Raw genomic sequence first — 15052 nt, 5'->3', positions numbered from 1 at the left:
TGGAACTAGCAGTCAGGCCCATCTCGGCCGACATCACACAGAGTATTACCAGGACGGCCGAAAAACCAAACAGGGGTGTCCGAGAACTCTGTTGTGTCGCCGAAGAAGTCTGGTCCCGACGGCGCCCGGCCAAGCCCGCCCGCTCAGCACGGACAGTCAATGATCGGACGCTGACCTGCGAACATGCCGGAAAAGCGAGCGCCTTGTCCATATAGGACATGGTCCCCACGGGGCCGCGCAGTCGCTCAGCTGTTCGACCCGAAGTCGCGAGAAAACCCAAACGGCTCAACGAGTCCGGATAGGACACTTCACCGGCAGGCGGCCCCGCGGGATCGCGGCGAAGGCCGGGTCGGCGCCGTAGGAGGCCTTGCGCGTCCCACCCGGCCGTCGAGGTCAGGAGTGTGAAGACGGCGAAGCGGTGCAGGTTCTCCCCACCGGGTCGCCGGGACGTAGGAGATGTGCCCGTCGCAGTAGGGACTTCGGAAGGGCCGGAACCACAGGTTCATCAGGAACCCGAACAAGTAGGCCACCACGATCCTGTACCCGCGAGCATCGCGATCTCGGCCTGGCCCCCACCGGCGGATCCGCGTCACGAGACCGCCGCCCCGACCTCGGCGACGGTCAGCCATCCGTCGCCGAGGATCTTGGCGACCTGGGTGGCGAACGCCGGACGCTTTGGCCATGCCGCCGTCGGCGACGATCTCGCCTTCGGCCACGACCACGACCCGGTCGGCGACCGTCGCGACGAACTCGACGTCGTGCGTGGCCACGACGACCGCACATCCCTCGGCGACCAGAGCAGGTCGCTCGCGATCTGCGGAACGAGCCCGACGACCTTGCGCGCCTTCGCACTCGGCAGCTCCCCCGGCGGTGCGAACCTTCCCGCCGTGGCGCGGGCCGGAACCCTGCAGCGCCCACAGCAACGACGACTTCCCGACCCCGTTGCGGCCCATCATCGCGACTACCCGGCCCGGGTGCAGGCCGACGCCGCGGACCGCGACCACCGGCCCGTACCGCACGAGCACGCCGGACACGGTCAGCACCGGCTCACCGGGCGAAGCGGCCGGCGCGGGCATCGCGGGGCCGAGACTTTCCCGCAGCGGCCGGGCGACGCGCACGGACAACGGACATCGGCAGCGGCTCCCACCCGGCCGGCCGCCCGAGCCGGACGATCGGCGGCGCGATCGTGTGCTGTGCAGGACCTCCGCCGGGGCTCCGCGCGAGGGTGGCGAGGACCTCTTCCGCCGCGATCGGGTCGAGCGCCGAGGTCGGCGACGTGCTGCTGCCCGCCCGAAAGCGTCCTCAGTGGACGGCGGCGCAGCTCGGCGATGCCCAGCAGGTCCAGGGTCTCTTCAACGCGGCGGCGCATCACCTGCGGCGCCAGACCGAGCTGTTCCATCCCGTACACCAGCTTGTCCTCGACGACGTCGGTGACGAACCCGGTCAGGGATCCTGTGCGGCCGGTGAAGTGCGGGACGAGACCGTTGAACGTCCCGAGCAGCGTCGTCCCGGCGGTCCGGAACCCGATCAGGCCGCGCACCAGTCCGGCCACGAGGAATGGCGTGGCGAGGAACCACGGTGTCGAGCAGTGACCATCAAGATCCCGGTGAGCAGCCGGGCCCGGACGCGCACGACACCGCCCGCCCGTAGCCGTCGAGTGCGTCCTCCAGCACCGGGATGACCACGGCGTGCGCGCGGCCGTGTACTCGGCCGGGTGTAGGCGATCGCGCCAACCTGGTCCCGCAAGGTGTTCCCGGCGTCGGCTGCGGTCGTGACCTGCGCGGACTTCAGGAACGCGCGGCCACGGGCGACTTCGGCGTCCGCGAGCGCCTGCACGACCAAGCCCGTGCTGTTGGGTGCCTCGCCGCAGCCACCACTGCCGGCCTGGTGGGTTTCAGCCACGCCACGGTCTTCGCGATGGGCTGGTCGAGCCTGCTTGCCCCGGCCGTGCGGGCGACGAGCATCGTCGAGAGCGCGAGTTCGGTGGTGTCGCCGTAGTCCCGGCTGTCTGGCGTCGTAGCCGAAGAATCGCGTCGAGGGCGTTGTTGCTGACGAAGTCGGCGTAGTCCGGGTTCTTCGCATAGTCGCTGCCCCGCCCGGTGTCGCAGCCTGTGCGCCGCCGAAGGCACGGGGGTCGCGTCCGGCCGCGGTTCTGCAGGGTCCCCTCCGGCCAGCCAGCCGGCCATGGCCGTGAAACAGCTGCCGGCCAGGTTGTCCACCTTTCCCCACCGGCTTCGACGGCGAATACCGGTTCCTCCGTCGCGGACTTTGTCCGGCACCCGCGGCCGTCCGCCCGAGCGGAAAGTAATTCTCCGAGCAGATCCGGCACGGCCTGGGTTACTGCTCCGAACAGACCAGAACCGAAACCGATTCCGAGCACGAGCGCCGCACATGCAACTTGCAGATCCGCGGGTATTTGCTCCGAACCGGGGCAGATATCTCCGCAAACCGACCGGTATGGATATACTCCACAGTGGAGCACCACATTCGTACCTCGCGCACCCGCCACATAACTGGTATATACCGCTTCAAGGAGCAGGAATGGCCCAGAAGGTCCTCGTCGAGATGCTCGACGACATCGACGGCACCACCGCCGCCCACACCGTCCCGTTCTCCCTCGACGGTGTCATGTACGAGATCGACCTCTCCGACGACAACGCCGCCGCCCTGCGCGACGAGCTCGCCCGGTACATCGCCGCCGGCCGTCGCACCGGGGGCCGCAAGGTCCGCGTCGCGACCGGGCAGTCGACGACGACCAGCACGACCGACCGCGAGCGCAACCAGCAGATCCGCGCCTGGGCCAACGCGAACGGTTACGAGGTTTCCGAGCGGGGACGCCTGTCCTCCGAGGTGATCGCCGCTTACGAATCGGCTCAGGCGGCGGAGGCCGCGGCGCCGGTGGCCGCGGCGCGCAAGCGCGCTCCGCGCAAGAAGGTCGCCGCTGCCAAGAGGTAACCATGATGACGGCCGATCACTGGGGAGAGATCACCGCAGTCATTCCGTCGATTCCATCGATTCCGTCGATTCCGTCGGCGGCGAGGACACGTCACCCTCGTCGCCGACGGACGCTTCTCCCCCGGATAAGCCGGCTCGTTCCCCCGGAAAGTGCGGCTGCTGCCGGAATGAGCGTGAGACAGAAGCACGCGCGGACATTCCGTCCGGGCCTCACGCACGAATCACGACCGTCTCCGCACGAGAAGTCCACGAAGGACGAGCAAGCCGCCCCTCGGGCCGGCCGGAGTCCAGAGGCAGGCAAGGCCACCCCGGCGGGTTCTCCGGGAGCCTGAGGCTGCGACGCGAAGCCGGGACCAAGCCCGCGCGAGCTGCCGGACGAAGAGGATCTCCGAGCGCCGGCGCCGGAAACCAAAAAGCCCGCCTGACCTGGGTCAGACGAGCTTCGGGTGGTACCCCCGATGGGATTCGAACCCACGCTACCGGCGTGAGAGGCCGGCGTCCTAGGCCGCTAGACGACGGGGGCTTAGGATCTTTCCCTGGTCTCCCAGGGGCTTTTCTGTTTTTCTTGCTGGAGAGAACTTACCAGAGGCGATTTCTCGCTCTGCAGGGGGGTCACTCTCCGCAGCTGGGGTACCAGGACTCGAACCTAGACTAACTGGACCAGAACCAGTCGTGCTGCCAATTACACCATACCCCAGTGAGGTACCGCTCCGGTCAGGCCGGTTCAGCACCGCACGAAGAGAAATACTAGAGCACGCCGTTCCGGACGGTGAACGCGGGGGTGCCACTTCCGCGCGGGGCGGGGACGCCGATCGTCGCGTACTCCGAAACCAGCAGCTCAGGCAGCTCGGCGAGGCCGGCGACCGTGTGGACGCCCTCGGGGGCGCGCTCACCGATGGCGTCGCGGTCGAGCCAGACCGCGCCCAGGCCCGCGTCGCGGGCGCCGATCGCGTCCGTGTCCAGTTTGTCGCCGACGTGAACGGCCTGGGCGGGAGAACAGCCCAGGCCGAGGCACACCGTGTGGAACATCACCGGATCGGGTTTCGCCACCCCCAGCTCACCGGCGATGGCGACGTGGTCGAAGAACGGCGCCAGTCCCAGGTCGGCGATCTTCTTGCGCTGGTGGACGCCCGAGGCGTTCGTCACGGCGGCCAGCATCAGGCCGGCGGCGCGCAGCCACTCCAGGCAGTCGAGGACGTCGTCGAAGAGCTGCCACGAGTGGTCGAGCAGCTCTCTTCGGCGACGCTCGAACGAGCTCACCTGCTCGTCGTCGGCGAGGATGCCGATCTCCGCGAGGAAGCAGTCGGTGCGCCGCTGGTGCATCGTCGCGTAGTCGATCTCGCCGGCGACGACGAGCGCGACGTGCTCTTCGGTGATCAGGTCCCACAACGGCCACAGGTCGCCCCGGCCGGTCAGGATGTGGAGGCTTCGGCGGATCGCGGCGGTGCAGTCGATCAAGGTGTCATCGATGTCGAGGCACACCAACCGCAGCTCCGGCGGCGCCCAGGGCTCGGACGCCGCCTCGGCGGGGACGGTTCGCGACGGGGTCCGAGGTGCCAAAGCGAAATCCACTCAGTGAGGCTAGGGCAACCGCAGCGTTCGCGACGCTGCCAAAGAGGTGATTGCCGGTGCCCCGTTCCGGCGCACCGGCTCTACTCCCAGTTGGCGAACCGTCTTCTTTCGGTTATCCGACCAATGCGCGGCGAAGACGTCCCAGTGAGACATCACGGCCGAGCAGTTCCATCGACTCGTACAGCGGCGGGGAAACGGTCCGTCCGGTCACGGCGACGCGAACCGGCGCGAAAGCCTTGCGGGGCTTGAGACCCAGACCGTCCACAAGGGCGTCCTTGAGCGCCTGCTCGATGGCCTCGGTCTCCCAGGACGGCAGCGCCTCGAGCGCCGCAACCGCCGCGGTGAGCACCGGCTGCGCGGCTTCGCCGAGGTTCTTCGCCGCGGCGTCTTCTTCCGGCGCGAAAGCGTCCTCTTCGGTGAAGAGGAAACGCACCATCGCGGACGCGTCCGAAAGCACCGTGACGCGTTCCTGCACCAGCGGCGCGATCGCGTTCAGCCGGGACAGCTGCGCTTCGCTCGGCGATTCCGGAAGGACACCCGCGGTGACGAGGTAAGGCGTGACGCGCTTCACGAACTCGGCCGCGGGCAGGGCCCGCACGTGGGTGCCGTTGATCGCTTCGGCCTTCTTGAGGTCGAACCGCGCCGGGTTGGCGCTGACCTTGGTGACGTCGAAGGCGGCGACCATTTCTTCGACGCTGAAGACGTCGCGGTCGTCGGCGATCGACCAGCCGAGCAGGGCCAGGTAGTTGAGCAGGCCTTCGCGGATGAAGCCGCGGTCGCGGTAGTTGAAGAGGTTCGACGAAGGGTCGCGTTTGGACAGTTTCTTGTTTCCCTCGCCCATGACGTACGGCAAATGGCCGAACTGCGGCGTGAACTCCGCGACCCCGACGCGCTCCAGCGCTGCGTAAAGCGCCAGCTGGCGGGGCGTCGAAGGCAGCAGGTCCTCGCCGCGCAGCACGTGCGTGATCTTCATCAGCGCGTCGTCGACCGGGTTGGTCAGTGTGTAGAGCGGCTCGCCGTTGCCGCGCACCAGCACCGGGTCCGGGATCGTGCCGGCCGGGAAGCTGATGTCGCCGCGGACCAGGTCGGTCCACGCGAGGTCGATCTCGGGCATGCGCAGGCGCAGCACCGGCGCGCGCCCCTCGGTGCGGTAGGCGGCGCGCTGCTCCTCGGTGAGGTCGCGGTCGAAGTTGTCGTAGCCCAGCTTCGGGTCCAGGCCGGCCGCCTTGCGCCGCGCCTCGACCTCCTCGTTGGTGGAGAACGCCTCGTACAGCTCCCCCGCTTCCAGGAGCTTCGCGGCGACGTCGGCGTAGATCGCGCGACGCTCGCTCTGGCGGTACGGCCCGTACTCGCCGCCGGCCTCGGGGCCCTCGTCCCAGTCGATGCCGAGCCAGCGCAGCCCGTCGAGCAGCTGCTCGTAGGACTCCTGCGAGTCGCGGGCGGCGTCGGTGTCCTCGATCCGGAACACCAGCTGACCCTGGTTGTGCCGGGCGAAGGCCCAGTTGAACAGCGCCGTGCGGATCAGCCCGACGTGCGGGGTGCCGGTCGGCGAAGGACAGAAGCGCGCGCGAACCACCGATGTCTCACTCATAGCCCGATCAGCGTATCCGTCGCCACATCGCTTGACGCCGGGGACCGGCGGGTGCATCCTCAGTTTATTCAACAAGCGATGAATAGATGGGGAGATGGTGGAGATGACCGAGCGCACGGGCTGCGTCGTCATCGGCGGCGGACCGGCCGGGATGGTCACGGGGCTCCTGCTGGCCCGGGCCGGCGTCGAGGTGACAGTGCTGGAGAAGCACGCCGACTTCCTGCGTGACTTCCGCGGCGACACCGTCCACCCGTCGACGCTCACGCTGCTGGACGAGCTGGGCCTCGGCGAGAAGTTCCACGCGCTGCCGCACAGCGAGCTGACGGCGGCCGGGTTCCCCCAGGAAAACGGCGAGATGATGAAGCTGGCCGACTTCACCCGGTTGAAGGTCGCGCACCCCTACATCGCGATGGTGCCGCAGTGGGACTTCCTCGACCTGCTCGCCGAGAGCGCCCGCAAGGAGCCGACGTTCGTCCAGCGGATGGAGACCGAGTGCACCGGCCTGGTCCGCGAGCACGGCCGGGTCGCCGGCGTCACCTACCGCACGACGGCCGGGGAGACCGGGGAAATCCGCGCCGACCTGGTGATCGCCGCTGACGGCCGCTGGTCGCTGGCCCGCCGCGAGGCCGGCCTGGTGCCGCACGAGTACGACTGCCCGTTCGACGTCTGGTGGTTCCGGCTGTCGCGGAAGGAGGGCGACGTGGCCACGATGCTCCTGCCGAAGATGCGGGACCGCCGCTTCGCGGTGCCGCTCCCCCGGCCCGACTTCTTCCAGGTCGCCTACCTCGGCCCGAAGGGTGACGACCTGCGCGAGCAGGGCATCGAAGCGTTCCGCAACAACGTCACGCAGATCTGCCCGGAGTTCACCGACCGGGTGCACGAGCTCGAGACGATGGACGACGTCAAGTTCCTCGACGTGCGGCTCAACCTGCTGCGCAAGTGGCACGTCGACGGGCTGCTCTGCCTCGGCGACGCGGCGCACGCGATGTCCCCGATCGGCGGCGTGGGCATCAACCTCGCGGTGCAGGACGCGGTCGCGGCGGCGACGCTGCTGGCCGAGCCGCTGCGCCGGGGCCGGGTCACGCCGACGGACCTCGCGAAGGTGCGTTCCCGGCGGCTCGCGCCGACGCTGCTGGTGCAGGGGCTGCAACGCCTCCTGCACCGGGGCGTGATGCGCGCGGTGATGGCGGGCAAGCGCAACGGCCCGCCCGCGCCGATGATCAAGCTGTTCGCCCGGTTCCCGGTGCTGTCGTACATCCCGGCCCGGCTGCTGGGCCTGGGCCTGCGCCCGGAGCACGCCCCGGCCTACGCCCGCCGGCCGATGGAGCCGGTGCAGCGCTGAAAAGCCGTGAAGGCCTCCCTACCGGCCATAAGAGCCGGTAAGGAGGCCTTCACGGACTTCAGATGTTTTCGACCGGGTTGGTCAGGGTGCCGATGCCTTCGATGGTGATCGAGACGCTCTGGCCGCCCTCGATCGGGCCGACGCCCTCGGGAGTGCCGGTGAGGATGATGTCGCCGGGCAGCAGCGTCATCACGCCGGAGACGAACTCGACCAGCTCGGGGATCTTGTGGACGAGGTCGGACGTGCGGCCGTCCTGCTTGAGCTCGCCATCGACCTCGGCCCGCAGCGACAGGTCGGACGCGTCGAGCGACGTCTCGATCCACGGCCCGAGCGGGCAGAACGAGTCGAAGCCCTTGGCGCGGCCCCACTGGCCGTCGGACTTCTGCAGGTCGCGGGCGCTGACGTCGTTGGCGACGGTGTAACCGAGGATCGCGCTCGCGGCGCGGGCGGCCGGCACGTTCTTCACCGGCTGGCCGATCACGATGGCCAGCTCGCCCTCGAAGTCGACGCGGCCGACGCCGGACGGGCGGCGGATGGCCGCGTTCGGGCCGATGACCGTGGTCGACGGCTTGATGAACAACATCGGGGCGGTGGGCACCTCGTTGCCGAACTCGGCCGCGTGCTTGGCGTAGTTCCGGCCGACGGCGATCACCTTCGACGGCAGGATCGGCGCGAGCAGCCGGACGTCGGCCAGCGGCCACCGCTTGCCGGTGAAGTTGGGCTGGCCGAACGGGTGCTCGGCGATCTCCAGGACCTGGGCGTCGTCACCGTCCCCTTCGACCGAAGCGAACGCGACTCCACCGGGATGAGCAATACGGGCTAGGCGCACGTTGGTCAGTCTACGTGCGCCTAGCGCGTGACTCAGGCCACGGTCGTGGACTTGTGGACCAGCGCGTCGCAGAGGGCCAGCCAGCTGGCCTCGACGATGTTCCCGTGCACCCCGACCGTGGTCCATTCGCGTTCGCCGTCGGTGCTCTCGACCAGCACGCGTGTCACCGCGTCGGTGCCCGGGTGGCCCTGGAGGATCCGCACCTTGTAGTCGGCGAGCTCCACACTGTCCAACCAGGACAGGTGCGGCGACAGCGCCTTCCGCAGCGCGGCGTCGAGCGCGTGCACCGGGCCGATGCCCTCGGCGGTGGCGATGACGCGCTGGCCGCCGACGTGCACCTTGACCGTCGCCTCGGACACGACCTCGGCATCGGCGCGGTGGTCGAGCACGACCCGGTAGGACTCGAGCTCGAACGGCGACTCGACGGGGACGTCGGCCTCCTGGCGGAGCAGCAGCTCCAGCGAGGCGTCGGCGGCTTCGAAGGACCAGCCTTCCGCTTCGAGGCGCTTGACCTTCGTGATCGCGCTCGTCAGCGCTTCGGGCCGGCCGGCAAGGTCGACCCCGAGCTCACGTCCCTTGAGCTCGAGGCTGGCCCTGCCGGCCATCTCGGTGACCAGTACCCGCATGTCGTTGCCGACGGAAGACGGATCGATGTGGTTGTACAACAACGGATCCACCTTGATCGCGCTCGCGTGCAGTCCCGCCTTGTGAGCGAAAGCCGACGCCCCTACGTAAGCCTGGTGGGTGTAGGGGGCGAGGTTGGCGATTTCGGCAAGGGCATGGGAGACCCGGGTCAGCTCGGCCGCTCCTCCGGTCGGGAGGACGTCCATGCCGAGCTTGGTCACCAGGTTTCCCGTCACGGCGAAGAGGTCGGCGTTGCCGGCCCGCTCCCCGTAACCGTTGGCGGTGCACTGGACGTGCGTCGCGCCGGCCTGCACCGCGGCGACGGAGTTCGCCACGGCGCAGGAAGTGTCGTCCTGACAGTGGATCCCGAGCCGGAATCCCGTCTTTTCCTTGATGGTCTTGACCGTCTCCGCGAGGCCCAGCGGCAGCTGTCCGCCGTTGGTGTCGCAGAGGACGAGGACGTCGGCGCCCGCGTTCCCGGCGGCGTCGAGGATCCTCAGCGAAGTCTCGGGTGAGTACGCGTAGCCGTCGAAGAAGTGCTCGGCGTCGAGGAAGACCCTTCGGCCTTCTTTGACGAGGAATTCGACGGTGTCGCGCACCATCGCGCAGGCTTCGTCGACGTCGACCCGGAGAGCGCGTTCGATGTGCCGCAGATCGGACTTCGCGACGAGCGTGATGACCGGCGCTTCGCTGTCGAGCAGCGCGCGAACCTGCGGATCGACGTCGGCGGTGGTGCCGGCCTTGCGCGTGGCCCCGAAAGCGACGAGAGCCGCGTGCTTCAGCGCGAGTTCGCCTTTCGCGGCGCGGGCGAAGAACTCCGTGTCCTTGGGAAGAGCCCCCGGCCAGCCGCCTTCGATGAACCCGACACCGAGCTCGTCCAGCAGCCGCGCGACGGCCAGCTTGTCCTGGACGGAGTAGGAGATGCCCTCGCGCTGCGCGCCGTCGCGCAGGGTCGTGTCGTAGAGGTGGAAGGCGTCGCCGAGGGGGGTATCGGCGGGCTCCTTGCGGGTCACGGTCATCTCCTGGGGCAGCGGTTCGGGCGTTTCGGGCAACAAAAAAACCTCCCGCATGGGTGCGAGAGGTTGCGCGCCGGGAGCTCTTGTGGAGCTATCGTCCGGCGCGCTCGATGATAATGATCGCGAAGCTGGTCACGGTCGCATCATGCCACAGGGTTTCGGCGGAAGTCCACAACCTGGGTCAAGCTCCCACCATCCGGGAACGCGGGGCACGAACACCTCGCCTTTCCCTGGCGGGCTTGCAGGTCATGAAAGACCCTTTCACCTCGTCGGACGAGGTGAAAGGGTCTTTCATGACGTCCGGGCCACCGCGACCCGGCGCACGAAAAAGCCCCGCACCACCAGGGTGCGGGGCTCCTCCGTCAAGCAACAGGCAAGCCTCAGCCGGTGCGCACGTTGGACGACACGAGCGCCGCCAGCCGGTCACCGATCGCCGTCGTCGCGCCCGGGGACGCCTGGTCGCGCGTAGCCAGATCGAAAGCGACCGAAGCCTCGATGCGCCGGGCGGCTTCCTTCTTGCCCAGGTGGTCCAGCAGCAGGGCCACCGACAGCACCGCGGCCGTCGGGTCGGCGAGGCCCTGGCCCGCGATGTCCGGCGCCGAACCGTGGACCGGCTCGAACATGCTCGGGTTGCGGCGGGTCATGTCCAGGTTGCCGCTCGCCGCGAGGCCGATGCCGCCCGTCACCGCCGCCGCGAGGTCGGTGAGGATGTCGCCGAACAGGTTGTCGGTGACGATCACGTCGAACCGGGACGGGTCGGTCACCAGGTGGATGGTCGCCGCGTCCACATGGGAGTAGGCGACCGTCACGTCCGGGTGCTCCAGCGAGACCTCTTCGACGATCCGCGACCACAGCGACCCGGCGAACGAGAGCACGTTGGTCTTGTGCACCAGCGTCAGGTGCTTGCGCGGGCGGGCCTCGGCGCGGCTGAACGCGTCCGCGACCACGCGCCGGACACCGTACGCCGTGTTGGTGCTGACCTCCGTCGCGATCTCGTGCTCGGTGTCCTTGCGGATCAGGCCACCAGTGCCCGCGTACGGGCCTTCGGTCCCTTCGCGCACGACGACCATGTCGACGTCGCCGGCGTCGGCCAGCGGCCCCCGGACACCCGGGTACAGCCGCGCCGGGCGCAGGTTGACGTGGTGGTCCATTTCGAACCGCAGGCGCAGCAGCAGGCCGCGCTCGAGGATGCCGCTCGGCACCGACGGATCACCGACCGCGCCGAGCAGGATCGCGTCGTGCTGGCGGAGCTCGCCCAGCACCGACTCCGGGAGCAGCTCACCGGTCGCGTGCCACCGCGCGGCGCCGAGGTCGTAGTTCGTGATCTCCGCCGTCGGTACTACTTCGCCGAGCACCTTCAGCGCCTCGGAGACCACCTCGGGCCCGATCCCGTCTCCTGGGATCACCGCGAGCCGCATCCACACACCTCCGTCGACGAGGCCACCGGATGCACCGATGGCCCACCGCAACAAAACGCCAGCAGCCGGAAGGTTACCGGCCGTAGACAAACGGCCGTAGCCGCACCACCCTTATGCCGCATCCTCCCGCAGGGTGAGACACCCGATCGGGTGAACGAGAGCGGGGCGCCCCCGGCGGAAACCGCCGGGAACGCCCCTGCTTCCTGCATCGATCGATCTTGTCCCGGACTAGCGGTGACCAGCCCCGATCGGCTGACGGTCGCTGCCCGGCCGGGCGCCCTGGGCGGCGTCCACCTTGACCACGTTCGCCCGGTTGCCCGCGGCGTTGTGGTGCTCGATGGCGAACAAACCGAGAGCGTTGTCCGCCGCGGCCGAGGCCGCGTTCCGGTTCACGACCAGCGCCGTTCCCGGCTTCGCGACGTAGCCCAGCGCGGCGTCGCCGCCGCCCTGCACCGAGTAGCCCGGCGCGAGCGCGTCGAACGAAAGCGGCGTGCCGACGTAGTCGATCAGCCCGTTCGTCGTGCCCGGCGCGACGTAGAAACCGCTCACGCCCACCGTGTAGGAAATGCGGTGGCTGTCGGCGTCGGCGTCGATGCCCAGCGCCGCCAGGGAAACCGGCAGCGTCAGCACGTTCGTGTCGAACACGTTCGTGTCGACGTCGCCGAGCTGGCCGTTGACGGCCTGGACGTCCACCTGCGGGAAGCCCGGGGTCAGCGCGACCGTGACGGCCAGCAGGACGTCGGTCGCCGTCGCCTTGGTCACGTAGGTCTCGAAGTCCGGCGTCCCGTCCCCGGTGGTGTCGATGTCGACGAACGGCGAGGTGTTGCTGCCGATGTTCGCCCAGTCGCCCCAGGTGGACAGACCGAACGCGAGGATCGCGTTCTCCGGCTCACCCTGTTCCTTCGCCAGCGGCGCGGTGGAAGCCGCACCGATGTAGCGGAGGTCGCCGCCCTTGGCCGTCTTGTTCACCGTGCAGTCGGTGACCACGTCCGCGTCGCACTCGGGCAACTGCGGGGACTCCGCCTGCAGCTCGAGCACGCTGATCAGCGAGCGGTACTTCTGCGCGCCGGAGCCCTGGTCGACGCCCTTGCCGCTCAGGTTCAGCACGGCCTGGGTCGCGTCCGGGGCGAACTTCACCGACTGCGGCGTCGAAATCGTCGAAACCGGCTTGGGTGCCGCGTAGACCGAAACCCGCAGCGGCACCTTCGCCCCGCTCTTCGGGGTGAAGGCGACGCGGCCCGAAGCGTCGGCGACGAACTGCCGCGCCAGGCCGGCCTGGGTGGCCTGCATGGTCGGGTCCATGACCTTGCGCAGGGCCTTCGGGTCGGTGATCTTCAGCGTCACCTTGACCTTGGCGGTGCCGCGCGGCGAGAGCTTCACCGACGGCGTGTCCACTGTGTACTCGACGCCCGGCAGGGCGTTGACCGCCTGGTAGGCCACGGAGTACTCGGCGGGCGTGACGCCCTTGTTGACCAGCTTGATCGTCTTCGACAGCGTGACGGGGCCGCCGGCCTCGACCGTGCCGAAGCTGACGCTCACCGCGCCCGGGTCGTCCTGGACGTAGGCGAGCACCTGGTTGTCCAGCGCCGCCTTGGCGTCGATCCGGCCGCTGCCGACGCGCTGCGGCGCGTAGGTGTGGCCCGCGCCGTCGCCGACGTCGTGGCCGGCGGTGTCGATGACCGAGGCCTTGACCTCCTCGACCGACCAGTCCGGGTGGGACTGGCGGACCAGCGCGGTGATGCCCGCGGTGTGCGGGGCGGCCATCGACGTGCCCGAGAGGACGGTCCGGCCGTTGCCGCTGCCGCGGAACGCCGAGGTGATCGTGTCACCGGGTGCGGCGACGTCCGGCTTCAGGGCCGGGCCGCGGGTGCCGCGCGAGGTGAACGAGCTCGGGGTGTCCACGATCGTCTTGTCGTAGGTCTGGACCGAGGCGCGCCCGGCGCCGTAGAGCCGGATCTGCAGCGTGCCCGCGGTCACCGCCGCGCGCAGCGTCTTCGTCGCGGAGCCGGTGAACTGGAACATCGGGATCGCCGCGTTGCCCGCGATGCCCGCGCTGAAGTGCTCCAAAGTGGACGACAGCAGCGCCCCCTTCGCCCCGGCCGCCTGGGCGTTGTTCGCCCGGACCGCCGAACCGCAGGCGCGGGTCGAGTCGTTGTCGTCCCACTCCAGCCAGACGAACTTGCCGGCGGCCTTCGCCTTGTCCGCGGCGGAGTACGGCGCGCAGCCCGCGCTGTTGGCCGCCGACAACGCGACGACCGGCGCGGTCAGGTTCAGCGTGTCGTAGCCGGTGTAGCTCTGGCTGTACTGCCCGGTCTTCTGGCCCTTGGCCGTCGTCGGCGCGGTGGCTTCGGCGGCGTCACGCAGGATGCCCGCGTCCCGCGTGCTGGCCACGGTGAGCGCCTCGGGGGTGTTGCCCGGCGAACCGGCGATGTCGTTGATGTCCCCGCCGTTGCCCGCGGAGATCACCGGCAGCACGTTGTTCGCGGCGAGCTTGCGCACGAACAGCGAGTCCGGGTCGTCCGGCGCGCCGAAGTCGGAGCCCAGCGACAGGTTGACGATGTCGAGGTGGTCGGTGAAGTCGCCGTCGCCGTCCGGGTCGAGCGCCCAGTCGAGTGCCTGCGAGGTGACGTTCGTCGAGCCCGCGCAGCCGAACACCTTGATGGCGTAGAGGAGCGACTTCGGCGCCGTGCCCGGGCCGATCTGCATCGCGTCGACCTTCTTGGCGTCGAGCTTCTTGTAGTCGCCCTTGAAGGTCTTGCCGTCGGCGGTGACGCCGAAGCCGCCGATGGTGCCGGCGACGTGCGTGCCGTGCTCACCGCAGGCCAGCGGGTTCGGGTCCGGCGCCGGGGTGGTCTTGCCGGGCGTCGCGGCGTCGTAGTCGTTGCCGACGAGGTCGGTGCCGCCGACCACCTTGGCGCTCGGGAACAGCGGGGTCGGCTTGGTGCTGTCGACGCTCTTGTAGGCCGCCGGCGTGCCGGGGCCGCCGAAGTCGGCGTGGGTGTAGTCGATGCCGTCGTCGATGACGCCGACGCGGACGCCGTCGCCGAACTTGCCGGTCTGCTGCCACGCGGCGAGGGTGTTGGTCAGCTGCTCGGCGCTGGCGTTGGTGCGGGTCTTCGGCACGACCGTGCGCACCGAAACGACGTCCGCGCGCTTGGCGACCTCACGCAGCTTCGCGGCGTCGGCCGTGACGACCACGCCGGGGACCGCGTTGGCGGTCTGGGTGACGACCTGCGGCTTGGCGTCGGCCGAACGCAGCTGGCCGAGGACCGAGGTCACCGCGGCGGCGGTGTCGTCCTTGGCCGCGCGGGCCGCCCGCTTGGCGGATTCCTTGCCCTGGGGCTGCGCGGCGGTGAACGCGTCGACGGCCGGCTTCTTGGCCAGCTCGACGAACGCGGTGACCCGGCCCTGCGCGGCGGCCAGGCGCGGCGCGACCTTGCCCTGCAGCTTCGCGTCGTCGATCTTCGCCGGCGTCACGCCGTCGGCGAGCGGCGCGTCGGCGGCGGTGGCGACCGGCGCCCCGAGCGCGGCCGCCAGCACGATGGCGAAGAACGCCGTCGTGACGCGAGCGGGTAAGCGGGATCTGCTCATGAGTCGGCCCCTTACTCGAGGTCTGGACCCGAACCTGCCTGCCGCTCCTAGCACCCCCGACGGTGAAGCACGGCGACCGCGCCGTGCCCTCGACGGCGCGTGGTTCGACCTCGC

General features: G+C 69.6%; 11 protein-coding genes and 2 tRNA genes. 3 read left to right on the top strand and 10 right to left on the bottom strand.

Annotated features, from left to right (window positions below; translation table 11 throughout):
* Nucleotides 1-308 precede the first annotated feature (308 nt).
* A complete protein-coding gene (locus AB0C38_RS23010) occupies nt 309-953 on the bottom strand; it encodes a hypothetical protein (RefSeq protein ID WP_360676781.1) in 645 nt (214 codons plus the stop codon).
* Between the two features lie 83 nt (nt 954-1036).
* Nucleotides 1037-1552, bottom strand: a complete 516-nt coding sequence (locus AB0C38_RS23005; RefSeq protein WP_360676785.1) for a hypothetical protein — start codon at nt 1550-1552, stop codon at nt 1037-1039.
* A 125-nt stretch (nt 1553-1677) separates the two neighbouring features.
* On the opposite strand from AB0C38_RS23005, the gene AB0C38_RS23000 reads away from it, so the two are divergent.
* Nucleotides 1678-1998, top strand: coding sequence for a hypothetical protein (locus tag AB0C38_RS23000; RefSeq protein ID WP_360676695.1), 321 nt, complete (start codon nt 1678-1680; stop codon nt 1996-1998).
* A 543-nt stretch (nt 1999-2541) separates the two neighbouring features.
* Entirely contained in the window at nt 2542-2955 is a 414-nt protein-coding gene (locus AB0C38_RS22995) for an Lsr2 family protein (protein WP_360676693.1), read from the top strand.
* Between the two features lie 447 nt (nt 2956-3402).
* On the opposite strand, the gene AB0C38_RS22990 is transcribed toward AB0C38_RS22995, so the two are convergent.
* The 4 genes from AB0C38_RS22990 to gltX form a co-directional block, all read right to left on the bottom strand.
* Nucleotides 3403-3478: transfer RNA gene (locus AB0C38_RS22990), tRNA-Glu, on the bottom strand.
* Between the two features lie 102 nt (nt 3479-3580).
* Nucleotides 3581-3652, bottom strand: a tRNA-Gln gene (locus AB0C38_RS22985).
* Nucleotides 3653-3702: 50 nt separating this feature from the next.
* Nucleotides 3703-4527, bottom strand: coding sequence for an HAD family hydrolase (locus AB0C38_RS22980; RefSeq protein WP_360676691.1), 825 nt, complete (start codon nt 4525-4527; stop codon nt 3703-3705).
* 112 nt (nt 4528-4639) lie between these two features.
* Nucleotides 4640-6118 carry a glutamate--tRNA ligase gene (gltX, locus tag AB0C38_RS22975; RefSeq protein WP_360676689.1) on the bottom strand — a complete coding sequence of 493 codons (1479 nt, stop codon included), beginning with the start codon at nt 6116-6118 and terminating at the stop codon, nt 4640-4642.
* A gap of 94 nt (nt 6119-6212) precedes the next feature.
* Between gltX and AB0C38_RS22970 the strand changes: the two genes are divergently transcribed.
* Entirely contained in the window at nt 6213-7460 is a 1248-nt protein-coding gene (locus AB0C38_RS22970) for an FAD-dependent oxidoreductase (RefSeq protein WP_360676687.1), read from the top strand.
* A gap of 58 nt (nt 7461-7518) precedes the next feature.
* Here AB0C38_RS22970 and AB0C38_RS22965 read toward each other — a convergent pair whose 3' ends face one another.
* The 4 genes from AB0C38_RS22965 to AB0C38_RS22950 form a co-directional block, all read right to left on the bottom strand.
* Nucleotides 7519-8289, bottom strand: coding sequence for a fumarylacetoacetate hydrolase family protein (locus AB0C38_RS22965; RefSeq protein ID WP_360676685.1), 771 nt, complete (start codon nt 8287-8289; stop codon nt 7519-7521).
* A gap of 32 nt (nt 8290-8321) precedes the next feature.
* Nucleotides 8322-9926, bottom strand: coding sequence for a citramalate synthase (gene cimA, locus AB0C38_RS22960; protein ID WP_360676683.1), 1605 nt, complete (start codon nt 9924-9926; stop codon nt 8322-8324).
* Nucleotides 9927-10309: 383 nt separating this feature from the next.
* A complete protein-coding gene (locus tag AB0C38_RS22955; RefSeq protein WP_360676681.1) occupies nt 10310-11347 on the bottom strand; it encodes a 3-isopropylmalate dehydrogenase in 1038 nt (345 codons plus the stop codon).
* Nucleotides 11348-11575: 228 nt separating this feature from the next.
* Entirely contained in the window at nt 11576-14938 is a 3363-nt protein-coding gene (locus AB0C38_RS22950) for a S8 family serine peptidase (protein ID WP_360676679.1), read from the bottom strand.
* Nucleotides 14939-15052: the final 114 nt, after the last annotated feature.

Source organism: Amycolatopsis sp. NPDC048633 (assembly GCF_040650695.1).
In the GTDB taxonomy this organism is placed as follows: Bacteria; Actinomycetota; Actinomycetes; order Mycobacteriales; family Pseudonocardiaceae; genus Amycolatopsis.
This window is presented reverse-complemented; position numbering and strand designations above follow the sequence as displayed.

What these genes read in the sequence shown, in the direction of transcription:
- AB0C38_RS23010 (WP_360676781.1), bottom strand. Translation starts at nt 953, where the DNA reads ATGGGCCGCAACGGGGTCGGGAAGTCGTCGTTGCTGTGGGCGCTGCAG.
- AB0C38_RS23000 (WP_360676695.1), top strand. Translation starts at nt 1,678, where the DNA reads ATGACCACGGCGTGCGCGCGGCCGTGTACTCGGCCGGGTGTAGGCGAT.
- AB0C38_RS22995 (WP_360676693.1), top strand. Translation starts at nt 2,542, where the DNA reads ATGGCCCAGAAGGTCCTCGTCGAGATGCTCGACGACATCGACGGCACC.
- gltX (WP_360676689.1), bottom strand. Translation starts at nt 6,118, where the DNA reads ATGAGTGAGACATCGGTGGTTCGCGCGCGCTTCTGTCCTTCGCCGACC.
- AB0C38_RS22970 (WP_360676687.1), top strand. Translation starts at nt 6,213, where the DNA reads ATGGTGGAGATGACCGAGCGCACGGGCTGCGTCGTCATCGGCGGCGGA.
- AB0C38_RS22955 (WP_360676681.1), bottom strand. Translation starts at nt 11,347, where the DNA reads ATGCGGCTCGCGGTGATCCCAGGAGACGGGATCGGGCCCGAGGTGGTC.
- AB0C38_RS22950 (WP_360676679.1), bottom strand. Translation starts at nt 14,938, where the DNA reads ATGAGCAGATCCCGCTTACCCGCTCGCGTCACGACGGCGTTCTTCGCC.